Raw genomic sequence first — 17,058 nt, forward strand, 5'->3', positions numbered from 1 at the left:
TGGGATAAACCCATGACGTCTACATCCTTTGACTACACCCGGACCGATGCGGTCGGTCTGGGAGAGGCCATTCGCGCAAAAATTCTGTCGCCGCGTGAGGCTGTTGAGGAGGCATTTGCAGCAATTGATCGTTGCAATCCCGATCTGAATGCGGTGATCTATGAGATGCGCGATCAGGCGGAAGAACAGCTTAAAGTGTTGCCGGAGGGTCCGCTCAGTGGTGTTCCTGTGCTGCTGAAGGATGACTGCCCTTCCTATGCCGGTGCAGCGATGTCCTTTGGGTGTCGGGCCGCAGAGGGAAATACCTCGCAGCGCGATCATGAACTCGTCAAACGCTATAAGTCGGCTGGTTTGGTGGTGGTGGGTAAAACCAATCTGCCTGAATTTTCCTGTAACATCGCAACGGAATCCTCGCTGCATGGTCCGGCGCTTAATCCCTGGGATATAAAACGCAGCATTGGCGGTTCTTCTGGCGGTGCAGCAGCGGCAGTTGCTGCACGTATGGTGCCTGTGGCCTATGGCAATGACGGAGCCGGCTCGATCCGCATTCCCGCATCTTGTGGCGGACTTTTCGGGCTGCGCCCGTCACGCGGGCGTGTCCCCTGCGGTCCGGTCTCGACAGAAAACTGGGGCGGAATGGTCAGCCATCATGTTTTGACGCGTTCGGTTCGTGATTCCGCGATGATGCTGGATCTCACAGATGCGCTGGAACCGGGTTCGCTTTATGCGGCCCCGGCCAAAAAAGACTTGTTCGTCAACAGTGTCAGAACGGCACCGCGAAAGCTTCGTATCGGCCTCTGGCAACAGTCTGATCTCCGTCAAGATCTGGACGAGCAGGCGGTTGCAGCACTGGAGGCAACGATTGCGCTGTGCGAACAACTCGGGCATAGCGTCGTTCGGGTCAAGCCTGATTTTGACGGTGTTCGGCTTGCAGACGCCATACAAAAACTGATCGCCGTTTACACGGCAATTGAAGTGGCGGATGTTGCCGTAACAACGGCGAAGCCCGCTAATGATCTTTATTTTGAGCCATCAAATCTGGGATTGGCTGCTTACGGCGATGGTTTGACCGCCACAGAGGTTATTCATGCGCGTTTGACGGCGAACAGTACGGCGCGCAGTTTTGGTCGTCTGTTTGAAGAATGCGATGTGGTGCTAAGCCCGGTTATGCCGATTGGATCGTTTCCGCTTGGCATGCTCGACGTGCGCTCAGCCGATTGGAAGGGCTTTGCCCGACAGTTTCTGGACCTGACGACCTTTACCCATCCGGTCAATGCCGCCGGCCTGCCTGCAATGAGTGCTCCACTTCATGAAACGTCTGATGGTTTCCCGATTGGCAGCCAGTTCATTGCCCCTTATGGGGGCGAAAATTTGCTATTCGAACTGGCAGGTCAGTTAGAAGCCATGTGTCCATGGTCTGATCGTCTGCCCGCCATTCACGCCTGAAATCAAGAGACAAGCGATGCTCTACACAAAGCCCTATTTCCAACCGTCCGATACGACCGAGGTTTTCGATCTCGTTGACAGAACGGTGCTTGGTACTTTGATCACCAGTCACGAGGGTGGCGTTGCGATATCGCACCCTGTCTTCATGATGGATCGGACACGCGGCGAAAACGGTACGCTGGTTTCGCATGTTGCAGCATCCAACGGTCATGTTGAGTTTCTCAAGCGTGGCCTGCCGTCAATCGCGATCCTGATGGATGCTGGTCATTATGTGTCATCGTCCTGGTATCCGGGTTATCCGGAAAGGGACAGCGCGCCGACCTGGAGCTTCATGGTTGCTCATATCCACGGCACGCCCAAAATCCTGTCGGAAGCAGCGACCGCCAAACATCTTCACGAGCTTGTCAAACATATGGAAAAGGGTCGTGACAAGCCCTGGCAGATGAAGGAACTCGGCCCCGGCGGTCTGGAACGGCGTCTGCCCAATATCGTTGGCTATGAAATGCCGATTGAGAAGATGGAAATCAAGTTCAAGCTCGGCCAGGACGAACGATCGGCAGATATGAGTGCTGCAATCAAAAAACTGCGCGAAGAGGGGCGGGAAGACGTTGCCGAAATGATGGCACGTCACTGCAAGCTTTAGAACGCCATGCGCCTGCCAGGTGCAAAAAGGTCACTCTAACACTTTATACTTGCTGCGTAATTTTACCTTAAACGGTTTCAATTTTCGGAAATTATGCAGTGGAAATCCAGATGGGGATCTGAGTTGATGATGGGGAGGAGCGCTTCGCTCCTATCAGGCACGTAATCCAGCATTCACAGCCATAACAGGTGGCCGGTTTCAGCGAGTTCCAGCAGCTTGTTCTTAGCACGACGGAAAATCTCTTTCCGCCGAAAAACTCCTATTGTCTAAAACCAAAGGGGACACTTACTCAAATGAAGAAAACTCTAGCTGCAACGGTCGCTGTTCTGGCAATGTCGCAAGCTGCGTCGGCTGCCGATACCATAGTGGCACCCGAGCCGGAAGCTGTGGAATATGTCCGCGTTTGCGATGCCTACGGCAAAGGCTATTTTTATATTCCTGGAACGGAAACATGCCTGCGTTTGGCGGGTTATGTGCGTTATGATGTTAGCGGTGGTGATTATGCTTATGCACGCGTTCCAAGCACCAAAAAAATGGATACTTACGGGCAGTTGACCCGTTTCACTTTCCGCACATTTACCGGAACCGAAACTGAACTCGGTACCCTCAAAACAGTCACCGAAACGCGCTATCAGTGGTACAATGGTGCAGACTCTTCGTCGTCGGGCTCCCTGCGTCTTGGCTTTATCGAGCTTGGTGGTCTTCGTGTCGGTCTCGACCAGTCGGCATTCGTGACTTTCTCTGATTATCTGGGCAACGTGCTCAATGATGATGTCATTCTGGCCGGTGGCTATCGTACCAATCTGATCAGCTATACCTACAAGAACAAAGAAGGCTTCTCGGCTATCTTGTCGCTTGAACAAGGTGGCAATTCCGATTCCGATGTTGATGTTACAATCGATGATTATATGCCGCATGTGGTGGGTGGTCTGAAATATGCTCAGTCATGGGGCAGCATTGCAGGCGTAGCTGCCTATGACGCGCGTAACGAAGAATGGGCGGGTAAGGTCAAAGTTGATCTCAAGGTGAGCGACAAGTTTTCTCTCTGGTCGCAGTTTGCCTATAAGTCGAATGATGACCATTACAAAGCCAATGCCAATGGCGATGTCTATCGCATTGTCGATAGTTTCTACGGCACATGGGGCGGAGACTGGGCCTCGTGGGGTGGCTTTGCCTATCAGGCGACAAAAAAGGCGAAGCTCAACCTGCAAGTTGGCTATGATGCCAGCGAGACCCTGATGGCGACTGGCAATGTCAGTTATGCATTAGTGCCAGGATTTAACATCACGCCTGAAATTACCTATGTTCAGTGGAACAACAAGCGCATTGCGCTTGATGGACAAGATGCCCTTGGTTTAAAAGTGCGCTTCCAGCGTTCCTTCTAATCTCGATGTTGGTGCATGGATGTGAAAGCACTCGGAGCCCGGTTTTTATGCTTATATTAAGCGGTCTCCATTTTCACACGGGCGGATTGTACCTTTGGTTTTCGCATTCTCAATTGAATGCTGGAAAGGGCACATCTTGAAGTCCATCTGCGGGATAGAGGCGGCAGACAACACTCACGTCGAAGAGTGGTATGCGCACTTAAGATGATCCTTGCACCAACATCAGTATCTGTCCATTCGGCAATGCTGATCGTTGTATTTGCGATTCTTGATGTAGTTTTCCGGTATCATTACAAATGTCGAGGAAGGCGCGCGAGAGGTCACAGCCAACTATAATCTGTGGCATCGTATAAGCTCCTACCCATGTCATGCGGGCTCAAGCCGCCAAGCAACTGTTCAGGTTGATGACCAAGCGGGGAGGCCCTTACTCTCGTTCGGGATTGGGTCCACTGGGTGACGGGCTGTCCTCCGCACAGTCACAATAACACATTATCAATAGATAGGGGGCAGCCGAGCGAGTTCAGACGCGTAGCACTGCGGTCAAAGGTCTGCTGGTTTGGGTTGTATGTACTTGAGTGGCAAGAAGCCCAAAACAACGACAATGATGCCTCCAATTCCAGTATCAATCAGCCGCTGCATTCCATAATCTATATCGCGCGTTCCGGGAACAATGATGTCAACAAGTATCAAAATTAATGGTGTGAGAAAAATTGCCTGCAAAACGTAGGAGCGTTGCATCGCCCAAGGCAATATTCCGGCGAGCAGAGACATCAGGATAATCAAAGCCAAGCCCTTCGGGATGAGCGCAAGCGCCAGAGCGCCGATCAGCACACCTACCAAAGTACCAATAATCCTCTGAACTGCGCGATCTCTGATAGAGCCAAAATCAGGTTTCATTACGAGACCGACCGTCAGCGGCACCCAAAACCAGTGTGCTTCATGATTGAACCAATGAATCGAGTATGCTGCACCAAGGCAAACAGCGAAGGCGAAAGCCGTAGGCAAAGAAGTTGTGTTGGATGCATGTGATGCAGTGCTGGGCGCCGTTTTCGTCGGCTCATCCTGTGCATGCCAGCCTCGGATCAGAACTTCGACGCCGAGTACCAAGGCGTAAAATAAAGCGCCCACCAGATAGAGAAGTGCAGGTTCCCAAAAGGGAGAAATTGCAGGAACACCAAGGGCAATTGAAGCGAGAAGCAGGGTTTGCAACGTACCAATGGATAGCGCTCTACTCTTAGTGCTTAACAAAACAGAAGCAAATCCAACAACCATCATCAAGACAACCACTGCACCCCACGGCAAGGATCCAAGGTAGCCCAACAGATAGCCGAGTGCGCCCAAAGGTGCGGAAATGAGTATCTTTGCAAATATGGAGCGATAGCTGCCTGAACTCTCCCCCGTGATCATCATCAGGCACCCCATGGCAATCCACATGCCAGTCATGATGTCACCAAGAATTAAGCCCAGTGTAAAGGGTGCGCCAATGCAAACAAAAGATCGTATTGCTCTGCTCCACTGCCATTTAGCAGGATTCAATCTTAATAATGCGAATGTCGGATCACTGCTGCTGGCCACCTGATCTTTACCCTTTTCTTTAAATATTTAGTTTTTGAGAACGTCATAATTATAATTATTCTGGCCGAATTCAAGCATATTTCCGATAGCTTAATCACAAGCATAATCAATTATTTCTATGCCCCACGGGCGGTCGATAAACCGCCTTTGATAACCTCTAAATTTATCTATGTGAGGGGCGCGAAGAAGTGTTGTCGCATATACTGCGTGCCGGTGGGTATCTAATGATACTCCTATATTCACTTCGCAATCGGTTTCGGCACTGGATTGCGCTCTGGGCCTGCAACCACGCCGTCCGATCTTATGAGGCATTTTTTGAAAAGATACGCCCCAAAACCAATGCAGGAATAAACATCAGCAGAAGGAGTTCTTTAAGTGGTTGATTTTCTTGAATTTATTGGTGAGCGCGCAGGGATTCGAACCCTGGACCTACTGATTAAAAGTCAGTTGCTCTACCGGCTGAGCTACGCGCTCCCTTAAGGAACAAATCGTCCCTGGAAGTGTGGCGGAACATACGGGCGGCTTTCGGATTGGTCAACACCATAAAATCAAGTTTCTCCAACATAATTTCAAAAAAATTGCCTTACTCGCTATAAATTTTGTCGTCACAGGTCTTCCCGATGAAACCGTGGAACCAAATCTGCTCATTTGGCATGGAATTCAGCCATTAAACGTCATGCAATGCAGATTCGTTATGCCAGAAGGAGAGAGCTGTAACCTCATTAAGAATCAAATCAATGAAAAAGGACTTCGTCACAATGACGACCGCCATATATGGCTTCAATAGAAGCTGCGATTGAGGCCACCAGAGCAAATGCCACCAGCAGGAAGGCCGTCAGAATGCCAGGGATCGGATTTAAGACTGATAAGAGGTTTGATTGCCGATTGGCTGTGCAGGAAGAAGCGCAGCGCCAAGGCTGTATGAACAAGGCACCGGCTAAAAATGCCGGTGCCTTTCATTTTAACTCGCGGGGCGAGGCGGCAGGCCTGCATGCGCGCGCATTTTTTCGTAAAGAGCGGCAGCAATCGGCTCGTAATTTTCATCGAAGTGATGCCCACCTGAAAGCTTCATCAGGTCGGCCCCTTTGAGCTCCGGTGCTGTGCAAGCCGTATCGTCTTCCTCTTCACCATAAACGCAGACCACGCGATCCAGCGGAATTGTCGTGATAGCTGGAACGACGTCCTTGTCACCATCCATGCCGAGCCAGCCTTCAATCGAAACCTGGAATGTGGTGGTTGTTTCGACGCCAAGAAGTCCGACCATTTTGGTGCGGTCCTGAATCGCTGGATCCAGATATTTCCAGGCAAACGGGAATGTATCTGCGCCAAATGAATAGCCAAGAACGGCGACGGGCAGCTTATTGGATGGATCAGCTTTTTTGATCATTGCGGTTGTATCACGCGCTATTTCTTCCGGCGTGCGTTCTGACCAGAAATAGCGCAGTGAATCGACACCGATCACATGAACGCCATTGGCTTGAAGCCATTCACCAATTGATTTGTCGAGATCGCGCCAACCGCCATCCCCCGAGTAAAACACGGCAACTATATCAGCCTTGCCGCCTTTGGCTGGTAAATCGACAATGGGGAGTGCTTCATTCTTCGCGTCCATATCAGCCATTGCCACGACATTGTTCACGGCCATGTTCATACGAGCGGGGAAGTCTGCGCCGCTTTGCAGTACGGCTACGCTCTTTTGTCTTGCTTCGACAGGGTTGTTGACGGGAGAGCCGTTGGGTCCAATTACCAATGTGGGTGTAGGAATTTTGGCATCATATTCATAGGTGAATCCGCCGCCCGGTGCATTCACCGCTTCTGCTTCTTCTGTGCATGAGGGCAGGCGGGTTTTTGCAGGTGTCGGGTCGAGAGCGACTGCACCGGCAATGGTTGCATCGGGCGAATCCGATGCTGCGGCATATGCAATTGTCGCGCCCTGACCAATGCCGGTCACGACGGGATGAAAATAGACATCAAGATCGAGTCCGCGCAGGGCCTCCTTGGCAATCGCTTCAAAGTCCGAGTCGAGATAATTGCACTCACCATCTTCTTTATCGAGTGCAGCGCGCCACGGACCCAGTTCGACAGGCAACACGATCATGTTGCGTGCCAGCATTGCATCCATATAAGCGCGTTCATTCTCACCAATTCCGTTTTCGTCACTCAGCAGAATGGCAAGGCCAACCGGATCGCCTTTGGGCATGTAAACCGGGATATTGGAAAGCCGTTCAGCACTGGCATGGATTACCGGTTCGTCGGCATTGAAAAACTGCGCCCACTGACGCGCAATTTTGCCCGGATGCAGCGCAGCATAGACACCTGCACCGCCGAGCAAAACCAGCCCAAAGACAGTTAAAAGAATGCGTCGCTTCTTCATTTACGGATAAACTCCAGTGGGCTGCCATTGATTAGTGTTGTTGCATCGATGAGTGTGCGGGGTGTTTCAAGACCGCCGGGACAAACCATATAGTGCGGTGTCCAGACGGGGTCGAATTTTTCCTTGAAGGCTTTGAGGCCATCAAAGTGGTAGAGGTCGGCACCGCGCCGATAGATGAATGATCCGAAGCGGTTCCAGCGCGAGGCTAATCTGCTGCGGTTCAGACCTGATAGCGGCGCAGCCCCGAGATTGAACCATTTATAGCCCTGTTCTTTGCTATACATGAGCAGTTTGGCAAAAAGAGCGTCCATAAGCAGTTTATGCACATTGGGCATGTAGCGCATGAGATCGACTGTGATCTCGTATTTGTCGGCACCGCGCCAGATATTGGCGAAGGCAACGATCTCTCCGTCTTTTTTAAGCACAGCCACATCGAACCGCGTCATGTAGTCGTCGTCGAAATAGCCAAGCGAAAAGCCTTTTTCGCTGCCTGATTTATGGTCAAGCCATGCATCGCTGATTTCACGCAGACGCGGAATAAGCGGTGGAACCTCTTTCACGTCTATAACTTCAAATGTCAGCCCATCCTTGTCGACTTTTCGATCGGCATAACGGAATGGCTGACGGCGCGGACCTTCGAGCGAAAAATCGCTGAGGTCAACGCGGGCGACTTCTCCAAGCTTCAGCGCCACCAATCCCATGTCGAGAAACAATGGCAGACTGGTTGGTCCAACGCCGTAAAATACGGTGCGCAGCGCCATCTTGTCTGCCAGGCTATGGAAAGACCACGCGAGTTCCTTTGCAGCCTGTTTGTCGCCAATCGGCTCGCCCAGCGCAATCAGACTGCCACCCGATTGCGCATACATGATGAATGCGTTGTTATCGGGCGCAAGCAGAAATTGCTTGTCACCAAGAAGCGCAAGGGCTGCATCTGTATGCGGACATTGCGCAACAAGTTCAAACACCGCAGGGGGGATTGAGTAATCACGCTTGCGTTTGCGCTGGCTGTGCCGGTTGATGATCGAGTTCAGACCGACTGCCGCCACAACAGCAAACACCAGAACGGTGGCGCGCAAAAAGCGTGGTGCATTATCGTTCCAAGCAAAATCCCACCAGAGATTATTGGAATATTCCACGTGGCGATAAACGAAGAAGCCAAGCCAAGTGGAGACGATGACAGTTGTGCCGACAGAGGCAATCCAGCTCCAGCTCAGTTCAAATGGTCCGGAAATCGGGCGGCGATAAAAGGAATCGCGAAAGCCCCATAAAGCAAGAGCAAAAACGCACAGAATGCTTGCTTCTTCCCAATCCAAACCTTTCGCAATCGAAAACACTGCACCAAACAGCAAAAGCACGATTGCAGCAATCCATGCGCGCTCCAGTCGTCTGAACAGGCCACGCGCTACGATCAACAGCGCAACGCCGACAAGGCTTGCGGCAAGATGCGATGTTTCGACAAAAAACTCTGGAACAACACTGGAGAGTATTTTTACACGATAGCGCAAGTCGGGCGTTGCACCCGATACGAGCAGAATAATACCGCCGAGGAAGATGATACTGGCAGAGAGACCGGGAATGAGTGGCTCGACAAGGCGCTTTGCAAATTTGGCCTGACGCCCCAACATCTGCCTGCGGCGCATCCCCTCCCAGATGAGAAGGCCAATTGTGGATACGACAAGCGGCATGACTGTGTAGATCACACGATAGGCAAGCAGACCGGCAATGGCTTGTGGATTGTCACCAATGCCAAGGCCAGCAATGATGGTTGCTTCAAATGCACCAAGTCCGCCCGGCGCATGGCTCGCAATGCCTAGAACGATAGCAATCACATAGACGAGCGCGAAGACCGCAAAGCTCGGAACCGCATCCTGTGGCATCAGCACATAGAGGGTTGCAGCTGCAGCGCCTACATCGACAAGGCCTGCAAAAATTTGGGTCACTGCACCTTTCGAGTTGGGCAGTCGCAGGCTGAGCGAGCCTAAGCGAAGCGTTCTTTGGCCATGTGAGAGCCAGTAGATCAGCCAGCCAATGCCGCCAAGAATGATAATGCCAGCGACAACATCAATGCGTGCATCAATCGTCGAAATCCACGGCACATCCTGCGGATCAATCAGCAGAGCCGCGCCCACCATGATGATAAGTGCAAACCAGATTGCAAACCACGAGGTGCCGACGATCTTGCCGATATCGGCAAGGCTGATCCCTTCCGCAGCATAGATGCGATAGCGCAGTGCACCGCCCGTCAGCAGCGAAAAGCCGATGGCGTTGGAGATTGCATAGCCTGCCGCACCTGCAACCGCTGCGATACGACGCGGTATTTGGTTAGGCGCGATTGTGTCGACCGCCACCACGTCATAAAGCGCTACCGCAGCGTAGCTCAGCATAGTGAACAGAACTGCGAGGCCGATGACACTCCATGGGAGATCATGGAATGCGACCAGCGTATCCTTGCGCGAGGTATTCTGAAGCAGGCTTTCCAGAACATAAATTGCCAGCAGCGCGATCGCAATGCCCGCAACTGGAAACAGAAAATGCTGGTAGCGTTTCAGCCATCCAGAAGACTTGCTTTGTTCTTTGGTGGCTGAAGAAGGTTCTTCGTTGTCAATTAAGCTCATCGGAGCGTCGTCCAGTTGGAGCAATCTAATTTTGCGCAAATGATCCTGATTTAGGGCGAACTTGTGTTCGAATGAGATGCTGCATTGAAAATAATCAAAGTAATGTCGAAGTTGGGTTATAAGGCCATCAAAGGGTATTTCACTCGGGTCGGATTATGCCTTAATTGGCAGTGGCCGCAAGCGCTTTGGATAAAACGGGGAAGTTTCCCCGAGTTTGTTCAAAAACAAATGAATAGAGCTGTTTATCTGTTTCAGATAAGAAAAACTCTATGTAAAAAATGAGGTTTCAGTGCTTAGTGTTTCTTATTTGACGGCTGCCGGTGCGGGTGCGCTGTCGTTTCTTTCGCCCTGTGTCCTGCCGCTTGTGCCGCCTTATCTGTGCTATATGGCGGGTGTGAGTGTTGAGGATTTTCGTGCAGAAAAAGAATCACGCATTGCTGCGGCTCCTTCGCATCGTCGTTCTCTTGCTTTTGCGGCTATCTGCTTTGTACTCGGTTTTACCACTGTTTTTGTGGCCCTTGGGGCTGGTGCATCGTCCATCGGCGCATTTCTGCGCATGTGGCAGCAGGAAATCGCTATGGCGGCGGGCGTCGTCATCATTCTGATGGGCCTCAACTTCCTGGGGGTGCTGCGCTTTTCATTCCTATCGCGTGAGGCGCGTTTTCAGGCGCGTAATGCGCCAGCTTCGCCATTGGGCGCTTATGTCATGGGGCTGGCTTTTGCCTTTGGTTGGACGCCATGTATTGGCCCGGTTCTGGGGCCTATCCTCACATTGGCAGGCGGCAGCAGCACGGTGATTGACGGCGCTGCCCTTCTGGCAGTGTATTCGCTGGGTCTGGGAATTCCGTTTCTGATTGCGGCTCTTTTTTCGGGCGCATTCATGCGGTTTTTGTCACACTTCCGGGTTCATCTGGGCAAAGTTGAAAAAGCGATGGGCGCGTTGCTCGTGATTGCTGGTGTGCTTTTCCTGACCGGCGGAATGCAGTCTTTCTCGTTCTGGCTGCTCGAAACTTTCCCGGCACTGGGGCGCTTGGGCTGAAATTGTAAGTTTCCATATACGCTTTAATGCTATTGAGCAGATGAGCCTTTAATCTTTCTGGACGATATTATGACAGACCGTACATGCCTTTCCATCGTGCTTGCCGCTGGCGAAGGCACGCGTATGAAATCGAGTTTGCCAAAAGTTCTGCATCAGGTAGCAGGCCTGCCGCTGGTCTCGCATGTGGTTAAGGCCGTGCAGGGCACTGGTAAAAGCGACGTGGCTCTGGTCGTCGGGCGCGGTGCAGATGAAGTGCGCGGCGCTGTCGAAAAAATTGCCGATGCGGTTTCTGCCTTTGAGCAGACAGAGCGTTTGGGTACGGCCCATGCGGTTCTGGCCGCGCGCGCAGCAATCGAGCGCGGTTATGATGATCTGCTGATCGTCTTTGGCGATACGCCGCTGATCGAAGCGCATTCGTTGCAGGCTGCGCGCAACAAGCTTTCAGAGGGTGCTGACGTTGTCGTTATCGGTTTTCGTCCCGCAAACCCGCATGGCTATGGTCGCCTGATCGAAGAAGGTGGTAAGCTCACTGCGATTATCGAAGAGAAAGAAGCCACCGACGCCCAGAAGAAAATCGGCTTCTGCAATGGTGGTTTGATGGCCGTTCGTGGTCAACACGCTCTTGCTCTGCTTGATGCTGTTGATAACAAGAACGCCAAGGGCGAATATTATTTGACCGATATTGTTGGCCTCGCGCATGGCAACGGCCTGAATGTCGTGGCGATTGAAGTGCCTGTCGATAATGTGATTGGCATCAACAATCGTGCCGAACTCGCTGAAGCTGAAAGCATCTGGCAGAACCGCAAGCGTCAGGAAATGATGCTGGCCGGTGTGACGTTGATTGCGCCTGAAACTGTTTTCTTCTCACATGATACGCTGGTCGAAGCCGACGTTGTGATTGAGCCAAACGTCTTCTTCGGGCAGGGCGTGCATGTGGCATCGGGTGCACTGATTCACGCTTTCTCACATATTGAAGGTGCGAAGATTGGCGTAAATGCCGAGATCGGACCCTTTGCGCGTTTGCGTCCGGGTGCAAATCTTGGCGAAAAATCCAAAGTGGGTAATTTTTGTGAAGTGAAGAACGCCCAGGTCGGCAAGGGCGCGAAGATCAATCATCTGACCTATATTGGTGATGCTATTGTGGGCGCGTCGAGCAATATCGGTGCGGGCACAATCACCTGCAATTACGATGGCTATAACAAGTATAAGACGGTGATCGGCGAACATGCCTTCGTTGGCTCCAACAGCTCGCTTGTTGCGCCAGTATCGATCGGTGATAATGCCTATATCGCATCTGGTAGCACAATTACGGAGGATGTGCCTGCGGATGCTCTGGCTTTCGGTCGTGCGCGGCAAGAAACCAAAGAAGGTCGGGGAAAGATATTGCGCGAGAAATACGCTGCCATCAAAGCGGCTAAAACATCGTCGAAATAAACGGCCAACAGATGAATAGAACGACAGCCCTTTGGGTTGTCGTTTTACATTAGAATCTTTAAATCACAACTCAATGCGTGAATCTCGGATCTGGAGCACCCTATGTGTGGAATTATCGGCATTATCGGCAATGACGAAGTCGCACCGCGTCTGGTTGATGCGCTGAAGCGGCTTGAATATCGCGGTTATGATTCTGCCGGTATTGCCACGCTTTTGAATGGCAAGCTTGATCGCCGTCGTGCGGAAGGCAAACTGGTTAATCTGGAAAAACGTCTGGCGGGTGAACCACTTCCGGGCGTCATCGGCATTGGCCATACGCGTTGGGCCACACATGGCAAGCCCGTTGAACGCAATGCGCATCCACATATCACGCCGCGCTTGGCTGTTGTTCATAACGGCATTATCGAAAACTTTGCCGAATTGCGTGCTATGCTCGAAGCGGAAGGTTTTAGGTTCGAGACAGAAACCGACACTGAAGCCGTCGCGCATCTCGTGACGCGCGAGTTGAACAAGGGAAAATCGCCTGTTGAGGCCGTGCGCGACAGCCTGCCACTGTTACAAGGCGCTTTTGCACTCGCCTTCTTGTTTGAAGGCAATGAAGAAACGTTGATCGGCGCGCGTCAGGGGCCGCCACTGGCCGTGGGCTATGGCGAAGGCGAAATGTTCCTCGGTTCTGACGCTATCGCTTTGTCGCCATTCACCGACACAATTGCCTATCTTGAAGATGGTGACTGGGCAGTGCTGACCCGTAAGGGCGTGACCATCTATGATGAAAACAATGTTGAGGTTGAACGCACGATTTTGAAGTCACAGGCCGGTAATATGCTGGTCTCGAAGGGCAATCATCGCCACTTCATGCAGAAAGAGATGTTCGAGCAGCCGGAAGTGATTTCGCATACGCTCGCAAACTATCTCGATTTCACCACCGGTAAGGTGCGTCGGGAAGCGATTGCTGTTGATTTTGCCAAGATTGACCGGCTGACAATCTCTGCCTGTGGCACCGCTTTTTATGCGGCTTCGGTGGGCAAATACTGGTTCGAGCAGATCGCACGTCTGCCGGTCGATAGCGATATCGCTTCGGAATTTCGTTATCGCGAAATGCCGCTTTCAAAGGATTCGCTCGCGATGTTCGTTTCGCAGTCTGGTGAAACGGCGGATACGCTCGCGTCGCTGCGTTATTGCAAATCGCAGGGTTTGAAAATCGCCTCTGTGGTCAATGTGACCGGATCGACCATTGCGCGTGAATCGGATGCCGTGTTCCCGACGCTGGCCGGTCCTGAAATCGGTGTGGCCTCGACCAAGGCTTTCACCTGCCAGCTTTCGACCATGGCGTCACTTGCGATTGCTGCTGCAAAAGCGCGCGGTGCGATTGATGACAAGCGTGAACAGGAACTGGTGCGTCAGCTTTCGGAAGCACCGCGCTTTATCAATCAGGTTCTCAAGCTTGAAGACCAGATTGCTACCGTCTGTCACGAGTTGGCAAAGGTCAGCCATGTGCTTTATCTCGGTCGTGGAACATCGTTCCCGTTGGCCATGGAAGGCGCGCTGAAGCTCAAGGAAATTTCCTACATTCACGCCGAAGGCTATGCGGCTGGTGAACTCAAGCACGGCCCGATTGCGCTTATTGATGAGACCATGCCGGTTATCGTCATTGCGCCGTCGGATCGTCTTTATGAGAAGACCGTTTCCAACATGCAGGAAGTGGCAGCCCGCGGCGGCCGTATTATTCTGATCACCGACAAGAAAGGTGCTGCGGCAGCAAGCCTTGATACGATGGCGACCATTGTTCTGCCGGATGTGCCTGAGTTTATCACGCCGTTGGTTTATGCTCTGCCGATCCAGATGCTCGCTTATCATACTGCTATTTTGATGGGTACGGACGTCGATCAGCCGCGCAATCTCGCAAAGTCGGTGACGGTAGAATAAAATTAAAACAATCTCTTATCTGAAAAAATTGACAGATAGATAGAAATGACCGCAGCGATGCGGCCATTTCGTTTTTATCCCGCGCGAAGCAGGCGGATCGCCTCATCGCGTCCGAAAAGATAAAGCAGCACGCGCAGCGCTTTTCCGCGCTCGCTTTCAAGGTCGGGATCGCTTGCCAGAATATAGCGCGCGTCTTTGCGAGCGATTTCCAGCAAGTCGCCATGTGCTTCAATCGAAGCAAGGCGGAAGCCCGGCGTACCTGATTGACGGGTGCCGAGCAACTCGCCTTCGCCACGCAGTTTCAGGTCTTCTTCGGCAATGCGGAAACCGTCTTCCGTTTCGCGCATCACCTTGAGACGGGCCTGTCCGATTTCACCAAGTGGGCCTTTATAAAGCAGAAGGCAGGTGGATGGCTTGTCGCCACGGCCAACGCGTCCGCGTAGCTGGTGCAATTGGGATAGCCCGAAGCGCTCGGCGTGTTCGATGACGATGATCGTTGCATCCGGCACGTCGACGCCAACCTCAATGACGGTGGTTGCGACCAGCAACCGCGTTTCGCCCTGCTTGAAAGCGCGCATCGCTTCGTCTTTTTCAGCACCAGTCATGCGGCCATGGATGAGGCCGATCTTGTTGCCAAAAACTGACTTGAGCGATTCAAAGCGTTCTTCGGCGGAAGTCAGTTCGACGAGTTCGGACTCCTCCACAAGCGGACATATCCAGTAGATCTTCTGCCCTTCGTGAACGGCCTTCCGAATGCGCTCGACAAGTTCGCCCATGCGTTCCATGGGCAGAATGGCAGTGGTAATCGGCTGGCGTCCGGCTGGCTTTTCGGTGAGCTTGGATACATCCATATCACCAAAGGCGGTCAGCACAAGTGTGCGTGGAATAGGCGTTGCCGTCATCACAAGCATATCGGGTGCGCTGCCTTTTGCCGTCAGCATCAGACGCTGATGTACGCCGAAACGATGCTGCTCGTCGATGATGACGAAGACGAGATCGTGATATTCGACCTTTTCCTGAAAAAGCGCGTGCGTGCCGATGATAATATCGACTTCGCCGCTTTTCAGGCCCTCAAGCACAGCATTGCGTTCTTTGCCTTTTTCGCGACCTGTAAGAAGGGCGGCTTTCAGGCCAACCTTTTCCGCCAGAGGTGCAATGGTGGCAAAATGCTGTCGAGCCAGCACTTCTGTTGGCGCCATCAGGGCAGACTGACCGCCAGATTCCGCGGCATGTGCCATCGATAAAAGGCCAACGACCGTCTTGCCAGAACCAACATCGCCTTGCAGCAGGCGAAGCATACGCTCAGGCGATTTAAGATCGGTGATGATCTCGCGAACCGCCTGATCCTGACTTTTGGTCAGTTTATAGGGGAGGTGGCGCATGATTTCCGCAACGATGCGGCCATTGCCTTCCAGTGGGCGCCCTGAAAGGCGACGTGTCTTGGCGCGCACAAGCGCGAGTGCCAATTGTCCTGCCAAAAACTCGTCATAAGCCAGCCTGCGCCGTGTGATACTTTCGAGCGCAATATCACTCGGATCTTCCGGCAGATGCATTGTGTTCAATGCCTCTTTGAAAGAGGCGAAACGCTCACGCGCAATCAGCGGCCCGTCAATCCATTCGGGTAGTACCGGCACGCGGGTCAGTGCTTCTTTTACCGCGCGGCCAAGCGTTTTCGATGAAAGGCCAGCCGTCAGCGCATAGACGGGTTCAACCATCGGAAGACTGGCCGCATCTTCAAGGCTTGCGATATAATCCGGATGCACCATCGAGGCACGCCCATTGAACCATTCGACCTTGCCGGAAACGATGACGATTTCGCCTTCGGGCAACATCTTTTCCAGCCATGGCAATTGCGCATGAAAGAAGGTGAGGATGATTTCGCCAGTGTCATCATGTGCAGTCACACGATGCGGAACATTGCCGCGTCCACGCGGGGCTGGCTGATGCTGATCAACCATCACCTCAAGCGTCACAATGGCGCCTTCCTGCGCAAAGGCTACTCCGGGGCGGTTGCGTCGGTCGATCACACTATGTGGTGGCAGGAAGAGAAGCTGGCCAACTTTTGGCTCAGCTCCGGGCACGTCTGTGCCCAAAAGTTTGCCAAGCAAAGCTGCCACTTTCGGGCCAATGCCGGAAAGCGAGCGGACGGAAGCGAAAAACGGATCAAGCACAGACGGACGCATGGCTGGAAGCATTAACTGCTTTGCTTTTCTGTGCAAGCCTTTGAAATGGTTTTGTACTATTTTTGTTCTAATTGCGGAAACGGGTTCCCTCATCGTCAACAGATGCTATATACCGGCAACATATTTTTTAATGGAGCGCTCAAACAATGACAGGCAGCACACTTGCGGCAGGAAATCTTGATGTTAGGCGTCGCAAGCTTCTGTTTCGCGCCTGGCATCGCGGCATGCGCGAGATGGATCTGATCCTTGGGCAGTATGCCGATCAGTATCTTCTAGCCTTCACTGATGCTCAACTGGACGAGTTTGAGCAGATTCTTGAAGTGCTCGACCGCGATCTTCTGAAATGGGTGACAGGCGAAAGCGAAACACCTCAGGAATATGATACGCCTTTATTCCGTGACATCATTGCTTTCCGCGACCGCATAGAATTCTGAGAAT

11 protein-coding genes and 1 tRNA gene are annotated in these 17,058 nt (G+C 52.4%); 7 read left to right on the forward strand and 5 right to left on the reverse strand.

Translation table 11 applies throughout. The features are described 5' to 3' along the window. Nucleotides 1-12 precede the first annotated feature (12 nt). The 3 genes from OPR82_RS06845 (at nucleotide 13) to OPR82_RS06855 (ending at nucleotide 3,474) form a co-directional block, all read left to right on the forward strand. Nucleotides 13-1,446 (forward strand): amidase, encoded by a 1,434-nt coding sequence (locus tag OPR82_RS06845; RefSeq protein ID WP_265983924.1) that lies wholly within the window; start codon nucleotides 13-15, stop codon nucleotides 1,444-1,446. A 16-nt stretch (nucleotides 1,447-1,462) separates the two neighbouring features. Further along, on the forward strand, nucleotides 1,463-2,089 hold the full coding sequence (locus OPR82_RS06850; protein WP_265983925.1) for an FMN-binding negative transcriptional regulator: 627 nt from the start codon (nucleotides 1,463-1,465) through the stop codon (nucleotides 2,087-2,089). Nucleotides 2,090-2,382: 293 nt separating this feature from the next. Next, complete coding sequence (locus OPR82_RS06855; protein ID WP_265983926.1) at nucleotides 2,383-3,474, forward strand: porin; 1,092 nt, start codon at nucleotides 2,383-2,385, stop codon at nucleotides 3,472-3,474. 540 nt (nucleotides 3,475-4,014) lie between these two features. Here OPR82_RS06855 and OPR82_RS06860 read toward each other — a convergent pair. From OPR82_RS06860 to mprF, 4 genes are all read right to left on the reverse strand, one after another. Continuing rightward, nucleotides 4,015-5,049, reverse strand: a complete 1,035-nt coding sequence (locus OPR82_RS06860; RefSeq protein WP_265983927.1) for an FUSC family protein — start codon at nucleotides 5,047-5,049, stop codon at nucleotides 4,015-4,017. A gap of 398 nt (nucleotides 5,050-5,447) precedes the next feature. Beyond that, nucleotides 5,448-5,523 (reverse strand) — tRNA-Lys (locus OPR82_RS06865). Between the two features lie 487 nt (nucleotides 5,524-6,010). Then, nucleotides 6,011-7,423, reverse strand: a complete 1,413-nt coding sequence (locus OPR82_RS06870; protein WP_265983928.1) for a virulence factor family protein — start codon at nucleotides 7,421-7,423, stop codon at nucleotides 6,011-6,013. Then, nucleotides 7,420-10,038: a bifunctional lysylphosphatidylglycerol flippase/synthetase MprF gene (mprF, locus tag OPR82_RS06875; protein WP_265983929.1), complete on the reverse strand. Its 2,619-nt coding sequence runs from the start codon at nucleotides 10,036-10,038 to the stop codon at nucleotides 7,420-7,422. The genes OPR82_RS06870 and mprF overlap by 4 nt, the downstream gene beginning before the upstream one ends. Before the next feature lie 289 nt (nucleotides 10,039-10,327). On the opposite strand from mprF, the gene OPR82_RS06880 reads away from it, so the two are divergent. The 3 genes from OPR82_RS06880 (at nucleotide 10,328) to glmS (ending at nucleotide 14,437) form a co-directional block, all read left to right on the forward strand. Next, nucleotides 10,328-11,077 carry a cytochrome c biogenesis CcdA family protein gene (locus OPR82_RS06880; RefSeq protein ID WP_265983930.1) on the forward strand — a complete coding sequence of 250 codons (750 nt, stop codon included), beginning with the start codon at nucleotides 10,328-10,330 and terminating at the stop codon, nucleotides 11,075-11,077. A 69-nt stretch (nucleotides 11,078-11,146) separates the two neighbouring features. After that, complete coding sequence (gene glmU, locus OPR82_RS06885) at nucleotides 11,147-12,511, forward strand: bifunctional UDP-N-acetylglucosamine diphosphorylase/glucosamine-1-phosphate N-acetyltransferase GlmU (protein ID WP_265983931.1); 1,365 nt, start codon at nucleotides 11,147-11,149, stop codon at nucleotides 12,509-12,511. A gap of 102 nt (nucleotides 12,512-12,613) precedes the next feature. Continuing rightward, entirely contained in the window at nucleotides 12,614-14,437 is a 1,824-nt protein-coding gene (gene glmS / locus OPR82_RS06890; RefSeq protein ID WP_265983932.1) for a glutamine--fructose-6-phosphate transaminase (isomerizing), read from the forward strand. A 74-nt stretch (nucleotides 14,438-14,511) separates the two neighbouring features. Here glmS and recG read toward each other — a convergent pair whose 3' ends face one another. Then, entirely contained in the window at nucleotides 14,512-16,632 is a 2,121-nt protein-coding gene (gene recG, locus OPR82_RS06895) for an ATP-dependent DNA helicase RecG (protein WP_265983933.1), read from the reverse strand. Between the two features lie 134 nt (nucleotides 16,633-16,766). Between recG and OPR82_RS06900 the strand changes: the two genes are divergently transcribed. Then, nucleotides 16,767-17,054 (forward strand): FAD assembly factor SdhE, encoded by a 288-nt coding sequence (locus OPR82_RS06900; RefSeq protein WP_265983934.1) that lies wholly within the window; start codon nucleotides 16,767-16,769, stop codon nucleotides 17,052-17,054. Nucleotides 17,055-17,058 lie beyond the last annotated feature (4 nt).

The sequence above is a fragment of the Ochrobactrum chromiisoli genome (assembly GCF_026241335.1).
Taxonomy (GTDB): domain Bacteria; phylum Pseudomonadota; class Alphaproteobacteria; order Rhizobiales; family Rhizobiaceae; genus Brucella; species Brucella chromiisoli.